Source organism: Pontibacter akesuensis (assembly GCF_001611675.1).
Classification (GTDB): Bacteria; Bacteroidota; Bacteroidia; order Cytophagales; family Hymenobacteraceae; genus Pontibacter; species Pontibacter akesuensis.
In genome coordinates, this window is record NZ_CP014766.1 from 3,380,997 (window position 1) to 3,404,054 (window position 23,058).

At 51.0% G+C, this 23,058-nt stretch carries 15 protein-coding genes; 9 read left to right on the forward strand and 6 right to left on the reverse strand.

Going from position 1 to position 23,058, the window contains the following annotated elements; all coding sequences use genetic code 11:
• Positions 1-381: 381 nt before the first annotated feature.
• On the reverse strand, positions 382-1,746 hold the full coding sequence (locus tag A0W33_RS14325; RefSeq protein ID WP_139237264.1) for a sialate O-acetylesterase: 1,365 nt from the start codon (positions 1,744-1,746) through the stop codon (positions 382-384).
• Between the two features lie 875 nt (positions 1,747-2,621).
• On the opposite strand from A0W33_RS14325, the gene A0W33_RS14330 reads away from it, so the two are divergent.
• The 6 genes from A0W33_RS14330 to A0W33_RS14355 all read left to right on the forward strand — a co-directional run bounded on the left by A0W33_RS14330 (position 2,622) and on the right by A0W33_RS14355 (position 15,218).
• Positions 2,622-5,804, forward strand: a complete 3,183-nt coding sequence (locus A0W33_RS14330) for a SusC/RagA family TonB-linked outer membrane protein (protein ID WP_068838823.1) — start codon at positions 2,622-2,624, stop codon at positions 5,802-5,804.
• Positions 5,805-5,842: 38 nt separating this feature from the next.
• Positions 5,843-7,516, forward strand: a complete 1,674-nt coding sequence (locus A0W33_RS14335) for a RagB/SusD family nutrient uptake outer membrane protein (RefSeq protein WP_068838824.1) — start codon at positions 5,843-5,845, stop codon at positions 7,514-7,516.
• A 22-nt stretch (positions 7,517-7,538) separates the two neighbouring features.
• Positions 7,539-8,684, forward strand: a complete 1,146-nt coding sequence (locus A0W33_RS14340) for a glycan-binding surface protein (RefSeq protein WP_068838825.1) — start codon at positions 7,539-7,541, stop codon at positions 8,682-8,684.
• Between the two features lie 90 nt (positions 8,685-8,774).
• Positions 8,775-10,805 carry an IPT/TIG domain-containing protein gene (locus A0W33_RS14345; protein ID WP_068838826.1) on the forward strand — a complete coding sequence of 677 codons (2,031 nt, stop codon included), beginning with the start codon at positions 8,775-8,777 and terminating at the stop codon, positions 10,803-10,805.
• A 208-nt stretch (positions 10,806-11,013) separates the two neighbouring features.
• Positions 11,014-12,801: a glycoside hydrolase family 9 protein gene (locus tag A0W33_RS14350; RefSeq protein WP_068838827.1), complete on the forward strand. Its 1,788-nt coding sequence runs from the start codon at positions 11,014-11,016 to the stop codon at positions 12,799-12,801.
• Between the two features lie 95 nt (positions 12,802-12,896).
• Entirely contained in the window at positions 12,897-15,218 is a 2,322-nt protein-coding gene (locus A0W33_RS14355) for a glycoside hydrolase family 3 N-terminal domain-containing protein (RefSeq protein WP_082815247.1), read from the forward strand.
• Positions 15,219-15,394: 176 nt separating this feature from the next.
• Here A0W33_RS14355 and A0W33_RS14360 read toward each other — a convergent pair whose 3' ends face one another.
• Positions 15,395-15,613: a dodecin family protein gene (locus tag A0W33_RS14360; RefSeq protein WP_068838828.1), complete on the reverse strand. Its 219-nt coding sequence runs from the start codon at positions 15,611-15,613 to the stop codon at positions 15,395-15,397.
• Positions 15,614-15,871: 258 nt separating this feature from the next.
• Here A0W33_RS14360 and A0W33_RS14365 point away from each other — a divergent pair, with 258 nt between their 5' ends.
• Positions 15,872-16,375, forward strand: a complete 504-nt coding sequence (locus tag A0W33_RS14365) for a cupin domain-containing protein (protein WP_068838829.1) — start codon at positions 15,872-15,874, stop codon at positions 16,373-16,375.
• 127 nt (positions 16,376-16,502) lie between these two features.
• Here A0W33_RS14365 and A0W33_RS14370 read toward each other — a convergent pair whose 3' ends face one another.
• Positions 16,503-17,540 (reverse strand): SDR family oxidoreductase, encoded by a 1,038-nt coding sequence (locus tag A0W33_RS14370; RefSeq protein ID WP_229802274.1) that lies wholly within the window; start codon positions 17,538-17,540, stop codon positions 16,503-16,505.
• Positions 17,541-17,688: 148 nt separating this feature from the next.
• Here A0W33_RS14370 and A0W33_RS14375 point away from each other — a divergent pair, with 148 nt between their 5' ends.
• The gene (locus tag A0W33_RS14375; protein WP_068838830.1) at positions 17,689-18,168 is read left to right on the forward strand and encodes a vitamin K epoxide reductase family protein; all 480 of its coding nucleotides are present in this window, start codon (positions 17,689-17,691) and stop codon (positions 18,166-18,168) included.
• A 92-nt stretch (positions 18,169-18,260) separates the two neighbouring features.
• On the opposite strand, the gene A0W33_RS14380 is transcribed toward A0W33_RS14375, so the two are convergent.
• Positions 18,261-18,773 carry a GNAT family N-acetyltransferase gene (locus A0W33_RS14380; protein WP_068838831.1) on the reverse strand — a complete coding sequence of 171 codons (513 nt, stop codon included), beginning with the start codon at positions 18,771-18,773 and terminating at the stop codon, positions 18,261-18,263.
• A gap of 189 nt (positions 18,774-18,962) precedes the next feature.
• On the opposite strand from A0W33_RS14380, the gene A0W33_RS14385 reads away from it, so the two are divergent.
• On the forward strand, positions 18,963-21,593 hold the full coding sequence (locus A0W33_RS14385; RefSeq protein ID WP_068838832.1) for a beta-glucosidase: 2,631 nt from the start codon (positions 18,963-18,965) through the stop codon (positions 21,591-21,593).
• Between the two features lie 161 nt (positions 21,594-21,754).
• On the opposite strand, the gene A0W33_RS14390 is transcribed toward A0W33_RS14385, so the two are convergent.
• Both A0W33_RS14390 and A0W33_RS14395 read right to left on the reverse strand, forming a co-directional pair.
• Positions 21,755-22,126 carry a nuclear transport factor 2 family protein gene (locus A0W33_RS14390; protein ID WP_068838833.1) on the reverse strand — a complete coding sequence of 124 codons (372 nt, stop codon included), beginning with the start codon at positions 22,124-22,126 and terminating at the stop codon, positions 21,755-21,757.
• 59 nt (positions 22,127-22,185) lie between these two features.
• Positions 22,186-23,058, reverse strand: a complete 873-nt coding sequence (locus A0W33_RS14395; protein ID WP_068838834.1) for an FG-GAP repeat domain-containing protein — start codon at positions 23,056-23,058, stop codon at positions 22,186-22,188.

Sequence of the window (23,058 nt, forward strand, 5' to 3'; positions counted from 1 at the left end):
TTACAGCCATACTTGTACTTGATTGATACTGTTTACTCACCATTATTCAGCAGCTACACGTTACGCACTAATAACTATGAGGACAGAAATAACTTAATGTATTCCTTATTGTCATCCTGAAAGAATCTTGGTGGCGAACGGCAGAAGCGGGCAATTAGTGATTCACTAGCTTGCCCACAAGATCCTTCTAGGATGACAAAATAGTGAAAGCTATTTCTGTCCTCATACTTAGTATAGCATTGGCCTGTGCGGCAATTAAAGTAAAGCTAAACGAGAGTGAGCAAGTATAAAAAGCATCAGAGACAAAAGCGGCAAGTATAAATTTTTATACTTGCCGCTTTTGTTGTGAAGTATATGGGTTGGTAAAAAGCCATTTTCGCTTTATTGCAACGGAATCGGCCAGTCGTCAGTGCGGAAGCTGGAAGCAGGCAGGCCCTCCTTATTGAATAGGTTTGGCTCTGCGGTGTTGCTCCAGGCAAAGCGTACGGCTACCGGCTTTTTAACGCCCGGGGCACTCACCACAAGGGTTTTTCCGTCTACCCTTGCTTTGGCCGGTACAAACTGCTGGTCTTCCCCTGCAATCTCGAAATGCGTCAGTTGTTTGCCTTTCATCACCAATCCATTTTCGGCATGGTCAAAGTACAGGCGCACTTTGCTTCCCTCTGTTTTCATTTCACGGTACAGCGGTCCGGAGAAGGGTAGGTTTTTCCTGCCGTAAGTCTTGTTCAGGGCCAGGTTGGCAAATCGCTTGCCTACATCCTGTTTGTTTCTGGGGTGGATGTCGTTGATGTTTCCGATATCGCTTGTAACCACCATGCCTGTGCCCGGAACCGAGAGTGCTTTTCGCTGTGCATCCCGCAGCAGTACACCCTCCAGCGGGCGTCCGTACTTGAAAGGCGCTATTTGTGCGTAGTAAAACGGAAAATCATAGCCCCATTCGCTTCGCCAGCGGTTAATCAGGGCCGGGAACAGGCGCGCATAAGACTGCGGCGCCGCCGTGTTCGTCTCCCCCTGGTACCATAGCACCCCGGCAATGCGGTACGGAATTAGCGGGGCCAGCATGGCGTGGTATGTTTTCCCCGGCTCATGCGGCGCCCACTCCATTGGTGCTATTTTTTTTGCCGCCTCGGCCAGGCCTGGATCTGATGCAGTTACCTCAGGGGCCACCCATACTTCCGCTGGCGTGCCGCCCCAGCTGCTGTTTATCAACCCAATGGGCACATCCAGTTCCTGGTGCAGCTCCCTGCCGAAGAAATAGGCGATGGCACTAAAGTCGATCATGGTTTCTGGTGTGCTGGGTACCCATTGCCCACCCAGGTCGAGTTGCGGAGCATCTGCCGTGCGGTGCTGCACATTGAAAAAACGGATGTTCGGGTGATTTGCGCCGCGTACGGCCTCTTCGGCGTTGTCAATCCCGGCGCGGGCGCTCCACTCCATGTTAGATTGGCCTGACACAAGCCATACTTCGCCAATCAACACATCTTCCAGTTTAATGGTATTGTAGCCCTGCACTGTTATACTGTAAGGGCCGCCGGCAGCGGGCGTATTTACCGTCACCCGCCACTGTCCGTTTGGGTTCGTCTCCGTTTTAACGGTTTGCTGGTTCCAGCTTGTGGTAACGCTGACCGGCTCCTGTGCCTTGCCCCAACCCCAAATCACTACTTCGGCCTTCTGCTGCAGGATCATGTGGCTGTTGAAGATAGCCGGTAGCCCGACGTTGGCAAACAGCGGCGAAAGGGAGCACATAACAAGGGCTATACAAAGGCAAGTAATACTTTTTCTCATCTAGTAAACGTGTGTAACGAAAGTTTGGAAACTGGTCGTTTTCCGGCGCAAACTGCTCATGGAGCCAACATAAGAAAGCTTCCCACAGTTGTTTATCCTGGTTCTAAGGCTATCAATCTTATTCAGGATAGCAGCAGGAACAGACATTCCCTTCAGCATAATAAAGGGGCTTCGCCGCTTGCTCCATGATAAGGTAGTACCGATGTTCTGCAGGTATAAAGTACACCATTTTCCTTTAAATCAAAAGATAGGAATAACGCCCCTAATGCACAATGTTATTTTGAGCAAACAAATGATAAAAAAGTATTATCCCACAGGTTCTAAAATAGATACATTTGAAATATAAGTGAGTGATTACTTTTATCAAGGTTTAGCAGGCCTTGAATAAAGCCTAGAGAGCATAACTTTACTCCTGAGCGAGGTATTTTGGCGCTCTTTAGGTAAAATCAGGAATATTTATAATTTACTGATAGTGAACTTGTTCAGAGGGTATGCAGTTCTTCTGCAACAATAGTCATAGAATTAGAGACAATATTCATAGTGTGCTTAAGGGGTGCCAGCGATCTTAGCAACATGAAAGTGAGTACACACTTGTTGTTCAAACTTTGTTTTTTATCTTCATGCGTTTTCATCCGGGGCGTTTTAAAAAGCAGGAGTCAGGTTTCATAACCAAGCTGAAAGAAAGCAAAGGTACAGGCGCTTAACAGGAGAAGTGTTTTACATCATAAAGTAGTATAGCCCGCCAAAGGCGAGCAGGAGTAAGTGCTTTCCGTGCACCAGAGCTGTGGTTTTGGTTTGCGGTTTTTTGAATCGGAAGTCTAATCAAATTAAACTGTATGAAAAGAATTTTACTTTTTTGTCTAATGCTGGGATGGCTTTTACCAGAGGCCGTTGCACAGATACAGGTCAGCGGAAAGGTGACCGAGGCATCCACCGGCATTCCGCTGCCAGGTGTGACCGTGCTTGTGAAAGGCACTTCTGTGGGGTCTACAACAGGCGCTGAGGGAAACTTCAACATCACGGCGCCTGGATCTGACGCTGTGCTTGTTTTTTCTTTTATTGGCTATACCCCCCAGGAGGTAACAGTCGGAAACAAGTCTGTTATCAACATAGCGTTAAAAGAGGATGTAGAACTGCTGGAGGAAGTAGTGGTAGTGGGTTATGGTACACAGAAGAAAAGTGACGTAACCGGTGCCGTGGCTCAGATTTCCGGCGATAAGCTGCGAAACACTGTCACAGCAAACATCGACCAGGCGCTGCAGGGGCGTGTGGCAGGGGTGCAGGTTACCCAGAACTCCGGTGCGCCGGGTGGGGCCGTGTCTATCCGAATCCGCGGTACAAACTCTATCACGGGGTCAAACGAGCCGCTTTATGTAATTGATGGTATTCAGATACAAGGCGACGGTGCCAGAAGCGCTGGTTTTGACTGGTCTGGTGCCGCCGGTGGCCAGCAGTCCAACTCATCCAGCCCTTTGGCAAACCTTAGCCCGAACGATATTGAAAGTATGGAGGTGTTGAAAGATGCCTCTGCCACAGCTATTTACGGCTCACGTGCTGCTAACGGCGTTGTAATCATCACCACAAAGCGCGGCAAAAAAGGCGAAGCAAGGATTTCTTACGACGGCTACTACGCCATCCAGGAACTGCCGAAGAAACTGGACATGATGAACCTGCGTGAGTATGCCGAGTATAACAACCAACTGGCCGCAGAGCTTACGGGCGTTGCGCAGAATGAGCGGTTTATGGACCCTAGCCTGCTAGGCCCTGGCACCGACTGGCAGGATGAGGTTTTCCAAACGGCACCGATGCAAAGCCACCAGCTTTCTGTACAGGGTGGTACAGATAAGTCGACTTATGCTATTATGGGCGGCTTCTTTAAGCAGGACGGTATCATCATCGGGTCAGGCTTTGACCGCTTTAACGTTCGTGCCAACCTAGACTCTCAGGTAAAGGAGTGGGCGAAGATTGGTGCCAACATTGCCTACTCTAACACCGACGAAGTAATAACCCTGAACGACAGTGGGGACGGCGTAATTGCCCAGGCCCTTCAAATGACGCCAAGTGTGCCTGTAAGGAACATCGACGGGTCTTATGGCGGTCCTCCCCTAGGCCAGTTATCTGCCCAGATCGGCGCCAACCCGGTGGCCCTGGCGCTGATGCGCAACAACACGCTTGAGCGGCAGACTATCTCGGCTAACTTCTTTGCTGATCTGAACATTTACAAGGACCTGACTTTCCGGTCTGAGTATGGCTTTAACCAGAACCAGGGGCTTGCCAAGGCTTTTATCCCGACTTACGAGTGGGGCTCTATCCGCAACGACGTAAGCCAGTTAAAGCAAAGAAACGAAACCGGCTTCTTCTGGATCTTCAAGAACTACCTGACGTACAACAAGACCCTGGGGGAGCATACCATTTCTGCCATGGGCGGAACGGAGGCACAGCGCTCAGAGTATGAGGGCTCGGAGTTCTTCAAAGTAAACTTTGCTTCCAACAACATCACCACGCCAAACCAGGGCGACAACTCTGATATTCCGACAAACGGTTGGGCAGGATCAAATACGTTGGTTTCATACTTCGGGCGTACCAATTACAACTACGCTGACAGGTACCTGCTTACGTTAACACTTAGAGCAGACGGCTCCTCCCGCTTTGGCCCGAACAACAGATGGGGCTATTTCCCTTCTGTGGCTGTTGCCTGGCGAGTGGCAAACGAGAGCTTTATGCCGAAGTCAGAGGTGCTAACAGACCTAAAGATCAGAGCAGGTTACGGTGAAGTGGGCAACCAGGCCATCCCGAACTATGCCTATGGCTCTTCCCTGAGAAATATCAACTCCGCATTTGGCATGTCTTACATCAGCGACAGGATCTCAAACCCTGACCTGAAGTGGGAGACAACGGCACAGTATAACGTTGGTATGGATGTGTCGCTCTTTAACGGCCGCATCGACCTGACAGTGGATGCCTACAAGAAGTTTACACGAGACATGCTCCTGCAGGTGGCCATCCCGAACTACATGGGTGGTGGTGCCGGCGGTATCGGGGCTCCTTATGCCAACGTAGGTCGCCTGGAGAACAAAGGCTTCGAGCTGGGGCTGCACACCCGAAACATTGTAACTCCTAAGTTTACCTGGAGCTCAGATTTGAACTTTACCCTGAACCGCAACACCATCACTGAGCTGGACAGATCTTATTTTAGAGGCCTTTACTGGTATGCCGGTTACGACCAGGTGACCAGAACAATGGCAGGCCAGCCGGTGGGTATGTTCTATGGCTACGTTACTGATGGCTTGTTTACCTCAGCAGAGGAGATCCGCAACCATGCTGTGCAGGTACGTGAGGATGGTACCGTATCGGGTGAAAATCCGAATGGCATTAACTACGTGCATGAAAGAGACGGTGTGTGGGTAGGTGATGTTAAGTTCAAGGACATCAACAAAGACGGTGTGATCGACTCAAGAGACCAAACCACTATCGGCGATCCGAACCCGGACTTCACCTTCGGCTTTAACAACTCGCTAACGTACGGCCCTTTTGACCTGACTGTGTTCCTGTCCGGTTCTTACGGTGCGGATGTGTTTAACTTCCAGCGTGCCAGAATCGAAAGCATGACCAGCATGTACGACAACCAGGCAGCCACCATCGTAAACCGTGCGCGCCCGGCAGTAAATGATCAGGGAGAGCCGTACCTGCTGAACCCTGGCACCGACATCCCTCGCTTTGCACAGCTGAACGTGAACGCAAACGACCGCATGTCTGACAGATGGATCGAAGACGGATCTTTCATCAGACTGCAGAACGTGAGCCTTGCCTACACGCTACCACAAACACTGACACGCCGCGTGAAAATTGAGCGACTGAGATTGTATGTAAACGGCCAGAACCTGCACACTTTCACCAAGTACAGCGGCTACGATCCTGAGATCGGTGCCTTTGAGCAGGATGCCCTGCGCCAGAACATAGACATGGGACGTTATCCGATGCCTAGAACAGTGACGTTTGGAGTGAATGCTGAATTCTAAGAAGCGGTACTATTTATTTAAGACTAAATTAAAAGGATATGAATAAGAAGTATATATACATGCTGGCTTGTACGCTGATGCTTTCCGGTACAGCATGCGAGAAGGAGTTTCTGGAGATCCTCCCAGAGGATCAGCCAACAGCGGATGCCTACTACAACACCGAGTCTGAGATACGTTCCGTAACGGCTTCGCTTTACGGTCGCCCTTGGTTCGAGTACAACGATAAATTCAGCTGGGTAGCCGGAGACGGTATGGCCGGAGATCTTTATAACGATTACCAGCACGAGGGGCAGATGTTCTTCTTCTCTTTCTCTGACAACAACAATATCATTTCTCAGGGCTGGAGAGGCCTGTATAATATCGTTGCCTTCTCCAACTCCATCATTAATGATATGCCACGCATTGCGAGCTCAAAGGGCGTGTCGGAAGAAGTGATCAACCGTGGTTTGGGAGAAGCCCGTTTTATCCGCGGCTTTACCTATTACCTGCTCACAGAGTACTGGGAAGAGGTGCCAATCATTGAAAATGCGGCAGCTTTAGTGGCCAGCGGCAACATTCAGGTGCCAAAGCACACCAACGAGAGCCTTTACAAATTCATCATCCGCGACCTGGAATTCGCTGCACAGAACCTTCCGGCATCAGACATGCCGGGAAGGGTAACTGAGTGGTCTGCCAAAGGCATGCTGGCTAAAGTATACCTGACCCGGGCACAGAAGACTGGCTCTGCAGAGGATTTTGCCAAGGCCATGTCCTATGCCGACGATGTAATCAGAAACAGCGGCCTGACGCTGATGTCAAACTACGCGGACCTGTTCAAGATCGAGAACAACAACAACCCAGAGTCCCTGTTCGCGCTGCAGTGGATTGCCGGAACCTGGGGCCATGGCAACAGCCGCCAAGCGGTATTTGCCCGCAATAGCCGCATAACCAATAATTCTGAGGCTTGGGGAGGCTGGAAATCAGCCACGGTTAGCTTTGTGAACAATGTGCGGGAAAACGCTGCCGGCGGCACAGACAAGCGCAAGCCGGCAATTTTCATGACGTTGGGGGATTTCTACCCTGAACTGATGAAAGCACAGGGCGGCTATACCTATAACATCGTTTTACCTAACCCATCGGGCGTAGGCAACCTAGAGGAGCAAAACAGCCTGCTCAACAACATTAAGAAGTATGTGGTGGGCAGCCGTGAGGACGTGGGCGTTCCGGTGAACAACCAAGCGGTGCCCCTGAACCAGTACATGCTGCGCCTGGCCGATGTGTACCTGATTTATGCGGAAGCCGCTATCGGTACAGCCGCTTCTACAAGCGATGCAAAAGCGCTGGAATATTACAACGCTGTTCGCACACGTGCAGGACTGGCTCCTAGACAAGGGAATTTAACCTTTGAGCAGGTCTTTAACGAGCGCAGGGTTGAGTTCGGTATGGAGGGTATCAACTGGCTCGACGTGAAGCGCTTCTACTACCGTAACCCACAGGGCGCGCTGGCTTACCTTAACGGGCAGAACAGAGCGGTTACTTATGAGCGCGCACAGGATGCCAGCGGCAATCCGGTTGGGGAGGCAAACTCTTTTGAAGGATACAGACTGGTGCAGCCAGAAACGCCGGTGGTAATCACAGAGGCTTACATGGAGCTGCCTATCCCGAATGCCGAGGTATCGCAGAACCCATTGCTGGCACCTACTGCCGAGGCAGTGGCATATGAGTTTGAATAAACATTATAATGGTATAAAAGACATGAGAGCATTTATAAAAAATGTACTGCTTTACATAATGCCCCTGATGCTGGGAGCAGGTATATTGAGCGGATGTGAGGATGATGACATGCCTAATGGCGGAAATCCGACGATTCATTATGTGCGCGTAACCGACCCTGCCGCATCGGACTCACTGCTGGTGGGATCCTCTTTAGGAAACCTGATTGCCATAGTAGGGGAGAACTTGGGTGGAACACGCGAGGTATGGTTTAATGACCGCCAGGCTGTTCTGAACCCAACTTATATCACTGACAAGACAATTTTAGTGAATGTTCCTAGCTTGCCGCCTACCGAAGTAATGAACAAAATGGTGCTCCGGTTTGCCAACGGCAATGAATTGCAGCACGACTTCGTAATTGAGATTTCAGGGCCTCAGATCACAAGAATCAAAAATGAGCACGTGAAGGACGGCGAGGAACTGGTACTGCTTGGCGAGTACTTCTTTGATCCGATCAAAGTGACCTTCGCCGGTGGAGAGGAAGCAGAAGTCGTTTCCGTTGCGCAGAATGAAGTTCGTGTCATCGTGCCTGAGGGCGCCACTCCGGGCCCTATCACCGTGCAGACAAACTTCGGCAAAGCCACGAGCAGCCAGTGGTTCCGCGATACACGTAATGTGTTTTCTGACATGGACGTGAGCAACACCGGTGGCTGGTGGCACGGGCACCAGTACTTTGCCGACAGCCATCCTAACGTTAAACCCCTGGACGGCAAATTTATACTTATCAATAAGGACTTGGGAGCAGGAGAATGGTTTGAGTTTATGGTGGCCAACCCGCCAAGCTCTATGCAGACTCAGAACATTCCAGACGATGCGATTCGAAATCCTTCAAATTACAATCTGAAGTTTGAGATCAACACCATAAAGCCGCTGGTAGACGGAACCGTTATAAAAATGTATATCGGTAACGACATGCCGGGCCAGCGCGGTGGCATGTTCTATGCTTGGAAGCCAAATATTGATACAAAGGGACAGTGGGAAACAGTTTCTATTCCTTTTGAAAACATCATCGGCATCACTAATCCGCAAGTGAGCGCGAATGGGTACGGTGTGTCTTTCTGGTTCCAGGATGGCGTTGCCATGACGGCAAACTTTGCAGTAGACAACTTCCGGGTTACACCGAAATAAGGAAACCTTTACGGGCTATTTCATCTCCGCCGCCGCACTTGGTGTGGCGGCGGAGATCTAAAAAAGAAGTAAATTCTAAAATTGGAAAATATGTTAAAGATCTTTACTAAAAGCAATTTACTGCTGCTAGTGTTCTTGCTGACCTTTGGCGCCTTCCTCACCTCTTGTGATAAGGACGATGATGTGAGCATTAATGAAACGCAGCTGCACAGCTACGGTCCTTCGCCCGCTTTACGCGGCGGTGAGCTTAAGTTTATCGGTATAAACCTGGATAAGGTGACAGCGGTAATTCTGCCTGATAACATAGAGGTGACTACCTTCAAAACAAAAACACCCACGCTGCTGGTAATTGAAGTTCCGGAGGCGACGGTAGAGGGTAATGTTTCCCTTAGAACACCAAATGGTATGATCACGGCTAAAAGCTGGTTGGGTATTTCAGAACCAATCACCGTTGCCTCTGTTAGCCCTGCTACCGTAAGGCCAGGCGACGTGATCACCATCAAGGGTACTTACCTGAACCTGGTGGAGGAAGTGATCTTTGCCAACAACAAGGTAGTAACTGAATTTGAAAGCCATACGAAGGATGCCATCCAGGTGCGTGTGCCAATGGATGCGCAGACAGGGGCAATCATGGTTTCTAACGGAGCAGATGAGCCTATACTTGTTTCCTCAGAGGCAGAGCTGCAGGTGGCATTGCCAGCGGCGACCAGTGTGGCGCCAAACCCTGTAAAAGCGGGAAGCACGCTAACGATAACCGGCACCAACCTGGATCTGGCAAAGGAAGTGATCTTTGGCGGTAACAAAAAAGTAACCGAGTTCACGGTGTCAGAGGCTGGAGACAAATTAATGGTGACAGTACCTGCGGATGCAGCGGACGGAAAGATAAAAATGGTGGCAGCTTCCCTGGTAGAGGTGGAGTCAGCGCAGGAGGTGACAATGGTGGTACCAACCATCTCCGGTGTTACGCCTAGGCCTGCCAAGAACAGCGGCAACATTACAATTAGAGGCACCAACCTGGACCTGGTAACTTCTGTGATGTTCGGTGGAGAAACCACGGGAACGATTGTATCTAAATCAGGTGGAGAGTTGGTGGTGAAAGTGCCTGCAGATGCGGTAGAAGGTATTGTGACACTGCACACTGCGGCAAATAAGACTGTTGCGACAGGAGAGGCGCTCACGCTGGTGAAGCCGGTTATCTCTTCCGTGTCTCCAACGGCAGTGAAGACCTTGCAGAACGTTACGATCAGCGGCACAAACCTTGATATTATTGAGAAGGTAATGTTCACCGGTGACACAGAGGGAACGATCGTTTCTTCTTCTGCCACCGAACTGGTGGTAACCGTGCCAACCCGTTCCCAGTCAGGCGCCGTGACTTTGATCTCAACCAACGGCACGAGAGTAGTATCCTCGCAGTCGCTGTCTATTCAGCCAGGAAATGTGCCTTCTATTACGAGTGTACCGCCTTCTATCAAACCAGGCCAGTTGCTTGTGATTGAAGGAATGAAGCTGGACTTAACCACAGAGGTTATCTTCCCGGGAAACATCAAGGCAACCCAGTTCGGTGCTAAAACAGCCACACGCCTTGAAGTAGTAGTCCCGGAGAAAACAGCGATCGGTGTAGGCCGCATCCGGTTCGTTACCGCTGAAGGCGATGTAACGGAATCCCCGGAGATTAATTTCGTCGGAAGCATCACCTACTACATCTACAACGACGCCATCAACGCTGCCTGGCAGCAGTGGGGTGGCTGGAACCTGAACTCCCAGGACTGGGCCAGCACTGAGCAGGTGAAGAGTGGTACAAAATCAATAAAGGTTGACGCAAAAGCAGACGGTTACGGTGCCATACAGGCACACCCTTCCAGCACGTTTAACCCGCGACAGTATGAAGTGCTGGTGATTTCGCTGTACAGTGTGTCTGGCGGTAGTGTGTCGGTATCGATCAAGGATGAAGCGGGAACAACGCATCCTGACTATGCCATCAGCCTGCCAGCTGGCCAGTGGAAGACGGTTGAAATTCCTATTAGTGCGTTGGGCAACCCATCCACTATCAACGAGTTCATCGTGAAGAACTACCAGGGCCCGGCTCAGGTGTTCTATGTGGATGAAATCGGTTTCCGGTAGAAACGAAGCATTTATGAGATAAAAAGAAAGAGCAGAAATGCTCTTTCTTTTTTAACAGGCTTTCCACGTGACGGCTATACGCGCAATAGCATGTAGGGCATGCTGTTGCCTAAGAAGAAGAGCTCGTACACGAAACGTGAAGCCAGGATGCAGCTTCTCATCAGTTGCAAAGAGTAGGTGTCAAGTCAGCTTTCTTATTAAAATTCGAATGAAACATATTAAATCAGGTCTCTTCGCACTCCTGACCGGGGTGCTTGCGTGCGCCGGCCTATCAGCAAGCGGACAGCAACAGTCCCAGGAAATTCGCCTGAACCAGATAGGGTTTTACCCCGATGGAGCCAAAAAGGCCATTGTGCCGGGTAAGGTGAACGGAAGCTTTTACATTACCACCGCAAATTTAACGGACACTCTTTATACCGGTAAACTGGGGGAAGAGCTAAAATCACTGCATTCAGCTAAAACTACCAGAGTGGCCGACTTTTCACCGCTGAAGGCTGTCGGCACCTATGTGCTGGTTGTGCCGGGGCTAGGCCATTCCTATCCGTTTGCGATAGGGCAGGAGGTGTACCGGGATGTGGCTCACGCGGCTATTAAAGCCTTCTATTTCCAGCGTGCCTCCACGGATCTCGGAAAAGAGCATGCAGGCCAGTGGAGCCGTCCCGGCGGTCATCCCGATAACAAGGTGCTCGTACATGCATCTGCTGCCAGCAAGGGCAGGCCAGCAGAAACAATCATTTCCTCTACCAAGGGCTGGTATGATGCTGGGGATTACAACAAGTACATCGTGAACAGTGGCATTACCACCGCTACCATGCTGTCGGCTTATGAGGACTTTCCAGCATACTTCAACACGCTACATTTACAGCTGCCTGAAAGCAACAATACCCTGCCCGACCTGCTTGATGAGTCGCTCTGGAACCTGCGCTGGATGCTGACCATGCAGGACCCTGAAGATGGCGGTGTTTATCACAAGCTCACCACACCAGAGTTTGAAGGTATGAGTACCAAGCCATCGGAGGCAAATGCGCCGCGCTACGTGGTGAAAAAATCAACGGCGGCGGCACTGAACTTTGCAGCTGTGATGGCGCAGGCTAGCCGCGTATTTAGCAAGTATGAGAAAGAACTGCCGGGCTTTGCAGACTCAAGCCTGGTTGCCGCCAAGGCAGCATGGCAGTGGGCCCGTAAAAATCCGACGGTATTATATGACCAGCCTGCAATGAACAAGCAGTTTAACCCTGATGTAAACACGGGTGCTTACGACGACAATGACGTGAGTGATGAATTTGACTGGGCCGCCGCTGAGCTTTACCTCACAACAAAGGATGAGGTCTACTACAAAGCCATCAAGGCTGTGCCACATAAAAACATGGAACTACCATCATGGGGACAGGTTCGGCTGTTAGGCTACTACTCCTTAGCACGACACCAGCAGGACCTGACACCAGCAGCCCGAAAAGACTTCCCGAAATTGAAAGCCGCCTTGGTTGCCTTTGCAGACCAATTGGTGAAAGCCGGAGAGAAGACCTCTTATAAGGTGCCGATGGGCGGAAAGGCAAGTGATTTTGTCTGGGGAAGCAACGCCGTGGCAGGTAACCAGGGAATCGCCCTGGTGCAGGCATATCGTCTGACCAAAGACCAACGGTACCTGAACAGTGCGCTGGCTAACCTGGATTACCTTCTCGGCAGAAACGCAACCGGTTACTCTTTCCTGACCGGCTTTGGCTCTAAAACCCCGATGTTCCCGCACCACCGCCTTTCTGTTTCAGATGAGGTGAAGGAGCCGGTTCCGGGGCTGCTGGTGGGTGGGCCGAATCCTGGGCAGCAGGATGGCTGCACGTACCACACGAAAATAGCCGACGAGTCATATATAGATGAGGAATGCTCTTACGCCGCCAACGAAATTGCCATCAACTGGAATGCTCCTTTCGTATACCTCGCTTCGGCGTTAGAGGCGATGAAGCACGAAGCGGGCTATGTGCAAACGAAGAACAAGTAACCCCATGCCGCTATATTATCAAACGCCTGCAAGCCGAAGGATTCATATACTTTGACCTGCACCTAAACGGATTCTGTAAACAACTCACAACATAGATGAATAAGACCAAATCTATTCCTTTTGCGCTCGCCGTGGCACTTGCCTTACAGTTTTGTGCCTCTCCCAAGCCCGCTGCTGATGGCATAACCACGGCCGCAACAGAAACTACAGCAACAGCCATTTCTCCCGCATCTGTAGCCTCATCCAGCCGGGTGGACAGCCTGATCGCAGCCATGACTATTGAAGAAAAAGTAGGGCAGATGACGCAGGTTACCATCGACCTGATCTTGGAAGATGACGAAACGACGGTGGTGGATATGGCGAAGCTGCGCAAGGCCCTGATTGAAAAAAATGTAGGTTCTATCCTGAACGTAAAAGGCCATGCCTACACAGTGGATGAGTGGCATAAAATTCTGACAACCATTCAGGATGTGGCTACCAAGGAGACAAGACTGGGCGTGCCGGTGGTATATGGCGTTGATGCCATCCATGGGGCAAACTACATTGCGGGCTCTACCTTGTTTCCGCACAACATTGGCACAGCCGCCAGTCGCAACCCGGAGATGGCCCGCAAAATAGCGGAGATCACGGCAGCGGAAGTGCGTGCCGCTGGTATTCCCTGGAACTTCGACCCGGTGCTTGACATCGGCAGGCAACCGCTGTGGCCACGCTTCGAGGAGACTTTTGGCGAGGATGTGTACCTGGTAAAAACCATGGGAGCGGCCACGATCAGAGGATATGAGCAGGATGGCCTGAATCAGGACCACACCGTTGCCTCCTGCATGAAGCACTTCCTGGGATATTCCCTTCCCGCTACCGGCAAAGACAGAACGCCGTCTTATATTCCGGAAACAATGCTGCGGGAGTATGTGCTGCCTCCGTTCAGAGAGGCCGTCGAAGCCGGGGCAGCTACGGTGATGATCAACTCAGGTGAAATCAACGGGGTGCCCGTGCACGGCAGCAAGTACTATCTGACCACCATCCTGCGGGATGAACTGGGTTTTGAGGGCGTGGCTGTTTCAGACTGGGAAGACGTGATCCGCCTGCACACCCGGCACCGCGTTGCCGCCACCCCAAAGGAGGCTGTGCGAATGGCAGTGGAGGCAGGGCTGGACATGAGCATGGTGCCGATGGACTATTCATTCTACGACCTGCTGGTGGAGCTGGTAAAAGAGGGAACCATCAGCGAGGAGCGCATTGATCTGTCGGTGCGCCGTATCCTGAACTTCAAAGAAAATCTGGGACTGCTGGATAACCCATACCCGAATGCTGCCCTGAAAAGCCAGGTGCAGAAGCCGGAGTATGACAGCGTAGCCTACCAGGCCGCCTTGGAAAGCCTGACGCTGCTGAAGAATGAAGGCAATGTGCTGCCGCTGAAGAAGGGAGCACGTGTGCTGGTGGCTGGCCCGGGGGCAAACTCGCTGGGAACGCTGCACAGCAGCTGGTCCTATATCTGGCAGGGCAGTGATGAGAGCCAATACCCGGACAAGGCCCTAACCATTGTGGAGGCCTTGCGAAAAGAACTGGGCGCGAAAAATGTGGTGAGCCGATCAGTGGGTGACTTCGGGGCGGCCGCTAATTACAATGTCGCACAGCTGAAAAAGGATGCGCAAAACGTGCAGGCCATTATACTTTGCCTCGGAGAGAAAGCATATGCCGAAAGCCCTGGTGTAATTGATGATCTGGGACTGGATGCCAACCAGCTTACCCTGGCCAAGGCCGCCAAAGAAACAGGGAAGCCGGTAATTCTGGTACTCACGCAGGGAAGGCCACGCATAATCTCCTCCATTGAGCCAGATGTGAAGGCAGTGCTGCTGGCGTACCGTCCATCTACCTTTGGCGCTCCGGCTATTGCCGACGTACTTTTTGGTGACCATAACCCAAGCGGGGTGCTGCCTTTTACGTACCCACGCCATGCCGGTGATGTGGTGCTGTACGACCACAAAGGGACCGAGAAGATCCGTGAGGACCAGCCAAACACCTATGGCGATAAAGGATTTAATCCGCAATGGACATTCGGGCATGGCTTAAGCTACACTACGTTTCAGTTTTCAGACCTGAAGGTAAATGCAACGACGTTCGGAGCGAATGACCAACTGCAGGTAACCGTGAAGGTGAAGAACACCGGTAGCCGTGCCGGTAAAAAGGCCGTGGAGCTTTACAGCCGAGATCTATACGCCAGCATCACCCCAAGCGCCAGCAGGCTGCGGGCGTACACGAAAGTGGATCTTGCACCGGGAGAGGAAAAAGAAGTTCGCTTCAGCCTGAAACCGGAAGACCTTGCTTTTGTGAATGAGGCAGGAAAATGGGTAACGGAACCCGGCGACTTCGACCTGATGGTGGGTGACCTGAAAGTGACAACGAACTACGTACAGTAAAAAGAGAGCCCGGCACGTGTCGGGCTCTCTTTTTTATACTTAAAGTGATTGCCGTTGCTATTGTACGGCAATTCATACTAAAAAAGCTGCAGGAGCCTCCATCGTATAGGGCAAGCTCCTGCAGCTTTTTTATTGAGACAAAAGTGGGATTTTTATACTTTGTTCTTCGTCAGATATCATCCGTTCTGCTTCAGGTTATCCACCTCGAAAGATATTTTAGCATTCACCCCATAGGAGACGATTCTATTATCCTGCACGTTTGCCGTCATCTCCTTAATATAAATGGACTTTATGTTTTTAACTGACTTCGCAGCTTCTTCCAGCGCGTTACGGGTAGCGTCGTCAAAACTCTTCTCAGACCCGGCGATTACTTCTATTACTTTTACAATTGCCATAGTTTTATGCTTTAAGATTTAAAAATAATTATACTTTATGGTTTACGGGGCAAAAATTAAAGAGGTTAAAAAGTGCCTTTGACAGCAGACGAAGGGGGGGACTGCTTCTAACGCTGCGGACTATGTGCTGGAAATTGTTTGGCAACAGGCAAAATTTTAGCGCCCGAGCCTAATCCGAATTGAAAATTATCCGTTGTAATTAGCGATAATCTATATATTTAAATCTTAGTTATTTTAACTCGAAACCAGTGAAGAAGTATGTCAAGTGAGCATAATAAGGAACAACTGTTTAAGGAAATAGCGCAGGAACTGACGGCTAAGGGTTTTAACATCGACAGGCAGGACCAGACGCGGCCATGGGGCGGTTTTTTTGTGATAGACGAGCAGCAGGCCCAGCGTTTTGCTGATACCTACTTTGACGGCATATCCGTCGATGACCTGAAAATATCAGGAAAGCTGAGCCCCAAGATTCTGGTTGTGGCGCCCGAGAAACGCCTGTCGTGGCAGTACCATCACCGCAGGGCTGAAATATGGCAGGTAGTACGAGGTGTTGTTGGCGTGGTGACAAGTGATACCGATGAGGAGGGGATGGTGCAAACGCTGAACCCGGGAGATAAAATCACCCTGCAGCAAGGGGAGCGTCACCGCCTGGTAGGCCTGAAGGAATGGGGGGTACTGGCTGAAATCTGGCAACACACGGATGCCGCACAGCCATCAGACGAAGAGGACATCGTAAGAGTGCAGGACGACTTTGGCCGGTAGGTTATACCTGGCAGAAGTTTAAAGGCAGGAGGTCCAGAAATCATAACCGGGCCTCCTGCTTTCTTAGTTACTACTATCCTGGAGCAAGCGTCTGCTTGAACCTACTCGTGCTTCAGGTTTAGTCATCCTACTTGTCAGACCATTTTCGGGAGAGCATGCTGCCCAGCATAACGCCACCCAGCGCCAGTGCCCCCGCCAGCAGTTTATCCCGGTGCAGGCTTAGCCATACTTGTGGGCTGAAGTAAGTTGCCTGATCATCGAAGGTGCCATGGGCACCATGGTCTCCCGGAAGCGGATCGTAGAGGTTGTGCTTGCGGTTCGGATCTTCGGGAGTGTTGGTTTGCTGGCCTTCAATGCCAGTCTTGGCCAGTACATAATCCGCAAACCAGGGCGCTATTTTGTTGCCGATAATGGCTTGCAGTGTCGGATAGCCTACCCGGTACTCCCGGCGCTCGTTTTCGGCCGCGTATACAATTACTTCGGCGGCCACCTCAGGCTGGTAGATCTTGCCCATGGGCTTTGGCTTGTTCGGCAGACGGGTTTTCACGAAGCCAAACTGGGTCGTGTTCATGGCCGGCAGCTGTACCATCGTTACCTTCACGTTGCTTTTATCGTGCATCAGCTCGGTGCGCAACGAATCGTAAAAGCCCTGAATGGCGTGCTTGGAGCCGCAGTAGGCTGACTGCAGCGGAATGCCGCGGTAAGCCAATGCTGAGCCCACCAGCACAATGGAGCCTTTATCACGGGGCAGCATGCGCTTGAGCGCTGATAAGGTGCCGTATACCTGGCCGAGGTAGGTTACATCGGTTACACGCTTATAATCTTCCGGCTCCATTTTCTTTACGGGGCTGAACACACTGTTCATGGCGTTGTTCACCCACACATCTATATCGCCTAATTCTTGCTCTATCTTCACGGCTGCCGCTTCCACGGCCGCTGCATCCGCCACATCCACCGGTACAAACACGGCTTTACGCCCCATCTCCTCTACTTCGCGCTTTGCGCCTTCCAGGCCTTCCACGCCCCGGGCAAGTAATCCGACATCATACCCGTTTTTGGCGAACTCCCTGGCGCAGGCGCGGCCCAGTCCGGCTGAGGCACCTGTGATGACGGCCACACCTTTGCGGCCACTATTGTGCGTATTTGTGTCTTGTGTCATTTTCATAGTTTAAATTGCTGTGTCTCTTCTGTTGATGGTACGCCTCGTTTCAGGTGTAAGTTTAGAATGCGCTGAAGTATAGGTGTTGTGTGGCAGTTGTTTAGGGGAACTAACGCACAGCAGGCGCGTAGAAAAAGCACAAACCGCACAAGCTATGAAACAAAACAAATCCGTAATTGACAAGCTGCGCGACGACAGCAGCGAAACCACACAATACCGCCGGCAGATAGCAGGACTGGCCGCACTGGGCCTTCTCGACTTCAGCCTGATTTCCCTTTTCCAGTTGGGCTATATCAGAAAGCTACCAGATATTCCGGGCAAGTATTTTGACACGGAGAAAGTCAACTCTTCAGAAGATGCCGTGATACTCGGCATACCGGATGGTGTGATTAGCTTGGGGGCTTACACGGCTACGATGGCGCTGGCCACAGCGTCCTCACGCTTCACAAAGCAGTCGCGGGTGCTGGATGTAGCTCTTGGAGGTGTTTTACTGGCACAGGCTGCCGGCGCGGCGCAGTACCTGGTCAACATGACCTTTGTACAGAAGCGCGCCTGTATTTACTGCCTCGCGGGGGCAGCCATAAACTTCGCGGCACTTAGTCCTTTACGAAAGCTGCTCAGGCGCCGGGACTAGTACCGTCCAGTCTTTTTATACTTGGTTTTGTATAACTTTATACTTCATCAGAATGCTGTAGGTAGTGTTGATGCAAGTATAAGCCGCACTGGCTAAAGTTCTAGTACGTACAAGTTGCATACATCAGCATCTGGCGTTAACTGCATAGTGCCCTCATACTTCATTCCCAGTTTTTCAAGCACGCGGATAGAGCCGGGGTTGCCTGGCAGGGTGAAGGCTACGATGCGTGCTAAACCAAGGGTGTGCCTGGCATGGCGAACCACACCTGCTGCTGCCTCCTGGGCATACCCCATCCCGGTGTACCTGGGTAGCAGGGCATAGCCTATGTCAAAATCCTCCAGCACCTCCCTTTTCAGCAAACCGCAAACACCGACAGGTATGTTGCCTTCCTTTAGCCGAACTAGGTACAAGCCAAGACCAAACCGTTTATAACTGCTGATTGGTCCGTTCTTGATGTAGGCACGGGCATCATCCAATGTACGCACACCTCTGTCTCCAATGTTTTGCAACCACGTCGGGTCATTTAACAACTCCAGGACAAAGGCGGCGTCTGCGGTCGTAAACTCACTGAGAATTAATCGCTCTGTTTCAAGTACGTTGGGCATAGGCTAAACTTTTTGGCGGGCAGCGGGAATTCTGCTGCTAAACCAGCTTAAAATACAAAGAAACAAGATGTTGTTAAGCCTTGAGCAGCATTAAAATACTGCCTCATCAAAACACTTCAAATCGGGTTAGAAAAGTACTGATAATTTTTAGAAATTAGAGGAATCTATGTTTGACCTTAAGACTTGCGAATGAAAAGAGTTCTATCATTATTCCTCATGTCAGTGCTGATCGGTGCAGCGTCTTTTACTTTAAAACAGGAGGAAAAGTACAAATATCCTTTCCAGAACCCTGAGCTCTCCATCGATGCCCGTGTAAACGACCTGGTCTCACGCCTCACCCTGGAGGAGAAGGTGGCGCAGATGCTGAATGCGGCGCCGGCAATCGACAGGCTGGGAATCCCTTCTTATGACTGGTGGAACGAGGTGCTGCACGGAGTTGCGCGCACGCCTTACAAGGTAACGGTGTACCCGCAGGCCATTGGCATGGCGGCCACTTTTGACACGATATCACTTAAACAGATGGCTGATTTTTCGGCCCTGGAAGGAAGGGCCATCTATAACAAAGCCATTGAGGAAGGAAAGTCCGGGCAGCGCTATGTGGGCCTGACCTACTGGACACCGAACATCAACATCTTCCGCGATCCGCGTTGGGGCCGTGGTCAGGAAACCTATGGCGAAGATCCTTTTCTGACAGCTATGCTGGGCAGGGCCTTTGTGCGTGGACTGCAGGGAGATGACCCTAAATACCTGAAGGCAGCAGCCTGTGCCAAGCATTATGCCGTGCACAGTGGTCCGGAGCCGGAGCGCCACGTATTTAACGCCACGCCATCAAATTACGACTTATGGGATACCTATCTGCCTGCTTTTGAGGAATTGGTGGTGAATGCGGATGTAGCGGGTGTGATGTGTGCCTACAATGCCTTCCGTGGAGAGCCTTGCTGCGGCTCTGATGTGCTGATGAACGACATCCTGCGCAACCAGTGGCAGTTTACGGGTTACGTTACGTCGGACTGCTGGGCGATCGACGACTTCTTCAAAAACCATAAAACACACCCGGATGCTGCCAGTGCCTCGGCGGACGCTGTAATGCACGGAACTGACCTGGACTGCGGTACCGACGCCTACAAAGCGCTGGTGCAGGCCGTGAAGAATGGTCAGATCACTGAGCGCCAGATTGATGTGTCGGTGAAGCGGCTTTTCACCATCCGGTTCCGTTTGGGCATGTTTGACCCGGCAGCTATGGTAGCCTATGCGCAGACGCCATCCAGCGTGCTGGAGAGTGCACCGCACCAGGCGCATTCCCTGAAAATGGCCCGCCAGTCGATGGTGCTGCTGAAGAACGATAAGAACACGCTGCCCCTGCGCAAAAACCTGAAGAAGATTGCCGTAGTTGGTCCGAACGCCGACAACCCTATTGCGGTGCTGGGCAACTACAACGGACTTCCATCTGAAATCGTGACGGCACTGGAGGGAATCCGCGAAAAAGTGGGGCCAAACACCGAGGTGGTGTACGAGCGGGCCTCTACCTTTACCAAAGACACGCTACTGGTGTATTCCGACATCAGCAAGCGGCTAAGTATAGATGGCAAGCCCGGCGTAAAGGCCGAATACTTTGATAATAAGGAATTGAAGGGGCAGCCTATCGCCACACGCCAGGAAGCAGGTATAAGCAATGCCTGGCAGGAGGGCGAAACAGTTGTGGGCAACATGAAAGCCTATGATTTCACCGCCCGTTATACGACAGATTATACTGCCGATAAAGATGGCACTATCACTTTTGAAGTAGAAGGAGATGATGGCTACCGCTTTTTTGTGGATGGCAAGCAGCAACTCGATGCCTGGTCGAGGAACCGCTGGGGCGCTAAAACCTACAAGCTCCCTACCGAAAAAGGCAAAACGTACCGCCTGATGGTGGAGTACCTGCAGGACGGTGGCAAGGCCTCCATCGCGATGCGTGCCGGTAACTTAGCCAGAACCGACTTCAAGGCGCTGGCGAACCGTGTAAAGGATGCCGATGCGATTGTGTTTGTGGGCGGTATTTCGCCGCAGTTGGAAGGGGAGGAGATGAAAGTGGATGAGCCGGGTTTTGAAGGCGGCGACCGTACCACCATCATGCTGCCGCAGGTACAAACCGACCTGATGAAGGTGCTGAAAGCCACGGGCAAACCGGTGGTGTTTGTGATGATGACAGGAAGCGCCATCGCCACGCCCTGGGAGTCTGAAAACATACCGGCCATTGTGAACGCCTGGTATGCCGGCCAGTCGGCGGGCACAGCCATTGCGGATGTACTCTTTGGTGACTACAACCCGGCGGGCCGTTTGCCGGTTACCTTCTACAAGAGCGACAAAGACTTGCCGCCATTCAGCGATTACTCTATGGAAGGCCGTACGTACCGCTACTTTAACGGTCAGCCCTTGTACAGCTTCGGGCACGGCCTGAGCTATACTACCTTCAAGTATGACCAGTTAGCAGTGCCTGCAACTGCAAAGGCAAACAGCCCGATAACCGTTCGTGTGCGGGTGACGAACACCGGTAAAATGGATGGCGAGGAAGTGGTGCAGCTGTATACCAGTCGCGAAGTGGCCGGATATAAAACTCCGATCAGGGCATTGAAAGGTTTCCAGCGCATCTCCCTTAAAAAAGGAGAAAGCAAAGTGGTTACTTTTCAACTGCGCCCACAGGACATGACTGTTATTGCCGAGGACGGTACCGCCAAACACCTATCCGGTAATGTGCAGATAAGTGTAGGCGGCAGCCAGCCGGACGCCAAAACAAAGAAGAGCAAGAAAACTGTTGAAGGAACAGTGGCTTTACAATAGAAAAAATCGAAGGCTGTTTTGTTAAGTTTATACAATAGAAAAAGGGAGACCCGATGTCTCCCTTTTTCTATTGTATAACTGGTTATACTTGTTGATGATGCATACTTGCAGCACGAAAGCAGTAGCGCTACCGATGGATGCATCAAAATTTTAATCAAGCGCTAGGCTTCGAAGTTATCGTAGTAGGTATAGTCTTTCGTGATTTGGCCATCTTCAATGGTAAAGATAGTACAGATGGGCAACTCAAAAGTAGTACCGTCTGGTGCAGTGCCGCTGGATACAAATTCCACAATCACGTGCTTCTCGCCTGATGGATACACCTGCACTACCGTATCAGTGAGGTCCGGGAATACTTCGTTTAGCTCCCTGTACTTTTGTGCCGTTTGCGCACGCGTCTGCTTTACGATGCCGGGGCCAAGCGACGGGTCTTTGAACGCTGCCGTTTCAGAGTACAACTCCGCCATCATGTCCCAATCATGCTGATTGAAAAGGTCGAAGTAGCGGTTTACAAGTTCAGTGTTTTCAGATGCCATTATTCAAGGGTTAAGGTTTATAAGTTAAAAGCGTAGGCAGAAATATTTTAAAATGTTGATTACTTGCAACCTTTTCTCCTTTTATGATAACTGATTAGCGCATTTACATACTTCGTGTCGTTCCTGCTGTCTTTCTCCAGTTGCTCAAGTATACCTATCCGCCAATCAAGATAATCCTGATAGTTGCAGGTCTTGTCTATGAACTTTTCGTCCTCACAGCCCATCACTTTTATACTGTCCATCAAAAATGAGTTAGATACCCTGAAACGCTGGGGCATGTTAAAGTGGAAATTGTTGGCTCCTTTTACCTGAGCGATCTCAACATACTTGCGGTCTATTTCGGATTTAACGTCATCTGACAAGAAAAACTCCGGTCTCTCCTCCGGTTCAACTTGCTCATTTCCTGAGTCAAGTAACTCTGGAACACCGTCACCATCCAGATCCACAATTACTGAGTAGTTGTTCCAGTTACGGTGTACTGACTCAAAGTTGTCCGTGCTGTACGTGGTCGTTGATTTGTTGAGGTACACATCGGTGCTAAAAACATCCTCCTGCCCGGAAAGTATGGTTACATCCTTTTTCCCATCACTGTTGTAGTCTACAAAGGAGTAAGTATGGGGTGGGAAATCGCTGCTATCTTTCAACTGCCAGATGGGGTTGAACCTGCCTCGCACCATTGTCCAGATAACGGTGCCCAGAAACCTGTTATCACCAATGTACCGGGTGAGGTACAGATTGTCACTAATGGTGTCGGTCGAGACGATCTGGTTACGTGTAGTGCCAATGATAGCGGATTCGGATAGGCCTTGATATAAGCTAACTGTATCTTTACCAACAGCAGCAACACCTTCGCCCTTATTCACGGCATCGGTTCTGGTTTCACTTTGGCAGCCCAACAGGAGTAGGAATCCCAGGCTTAGAACTTTCTTCAT

Excerpts from the sequence above, each read along its gene's own strand:
- A0W33_RS14335 (WP_068838824.1), top strand. The coding sequence starts at position 5,843 with ATGAATAAGAAGTATATATACATGCTGGCTTGTACGCTGATGCTTTCC.
- A0W33_RS14380 (WP_068838831.1), bottom strand. The coding sequence starts at position 18,773 with ATGCCCAACGTACTTGAAACAGAGCGATTAATTCTCAGTGAGTTTACG.
- A0W33_RS14345 (WP_068838826.1), top strand. The coding sequence starts at position 8,775 with ATGTTAAAGATCTTTACTAAAAGCAATTTACTGCTGCTAGTGTTCTTG.
- A0W33_RS14355 (WP_082815247.1), top strand. The coding sequence starts at position 12,897 with ATGAATAAGACCAAATCTATTCCTTTTGCGCTCGCCGTGGCACTTGCC.
- A0W33_RS14340 (WP_068838825.1), top strand. The coding sequence starts at position 7,539 with ATGAGAGCATTTATAAAAAATGTACTGCTTTACATAATGCCCCTGATG.
- A0W33_RS14330 (WP_068838823.1), top strand. The coding sequence starts at position 2,622 with ATGAAAAGAATTTTACTTTTTTGTCTAATGCTGGGATGGCTTTTACCA.
- A0W33_RS14375 (WP_068838830.1), top strand. The coding sequence starts at position 17,689 with ATGAAACAAAACAAATCCGTAATTGACAAGCTGCGCGACGACAGCAGC.
- A0W33_RS14325 (WP_139237264.1), bottom strand. The coding sequence starts at position 1,746 with ATGTGCTCCCTTTCGCCGCTGTTTGCCAACGTCGGGCTACCGGCTATC.
- A0W33_RS14395 (WP_068838834.1), bottom strand. The coding sequence starts at position 23,058 with ATGAAGAAAGTTCTAAGCCTGGGATTCCTACTCCTGTTGGGCTGCCAA.
- A0W33_RS14385 (WP_068838832.1), top strand. The coding sequence starts at position 18,963 with ATGAAAAGAGTTCTATCATTATTCCTCATGTCAGTGCTGATCGGTGCA.
- A0W33_RS14360 (WP_068838828.1), bottom strand. The coding sequence starts at position 15,613 with ATGGCAATTGTAAAAGTAATAGAAGTAATCGCCGGGTCTGAGAAGAGT.
- A0W33_RS14365 (WP_068838829.1), top strand. The coding sequence starts at position 15,872 with ATGTCAAGTGAGCATAATAAGGAACAACTGTTTAAGGAAATAGCGCAG.
- A0W33_RS14370 (WP_229802274.1), bottom strand. The coding sequence starts at position 17,540 with ATGAAAATGACACAAGACACAAATACGCACAATAGTGGCCGCAAAGGT.
- A0W33_RS14350 (WP_068838827.1), top strand. The coding sequence starts at position 11,014 with ATGAAACATATTAAATCAGGTCTCTTCGCACTCCTGACCGGGGTGCTT.
- A0W33_RS14390 (WP_068838833.1), bottom strand. The coding sequence starts at position 22,126 with ATGGCATCTGAAAACACTGAACTTGTAAACCGCTACTTCGACCTTTTC.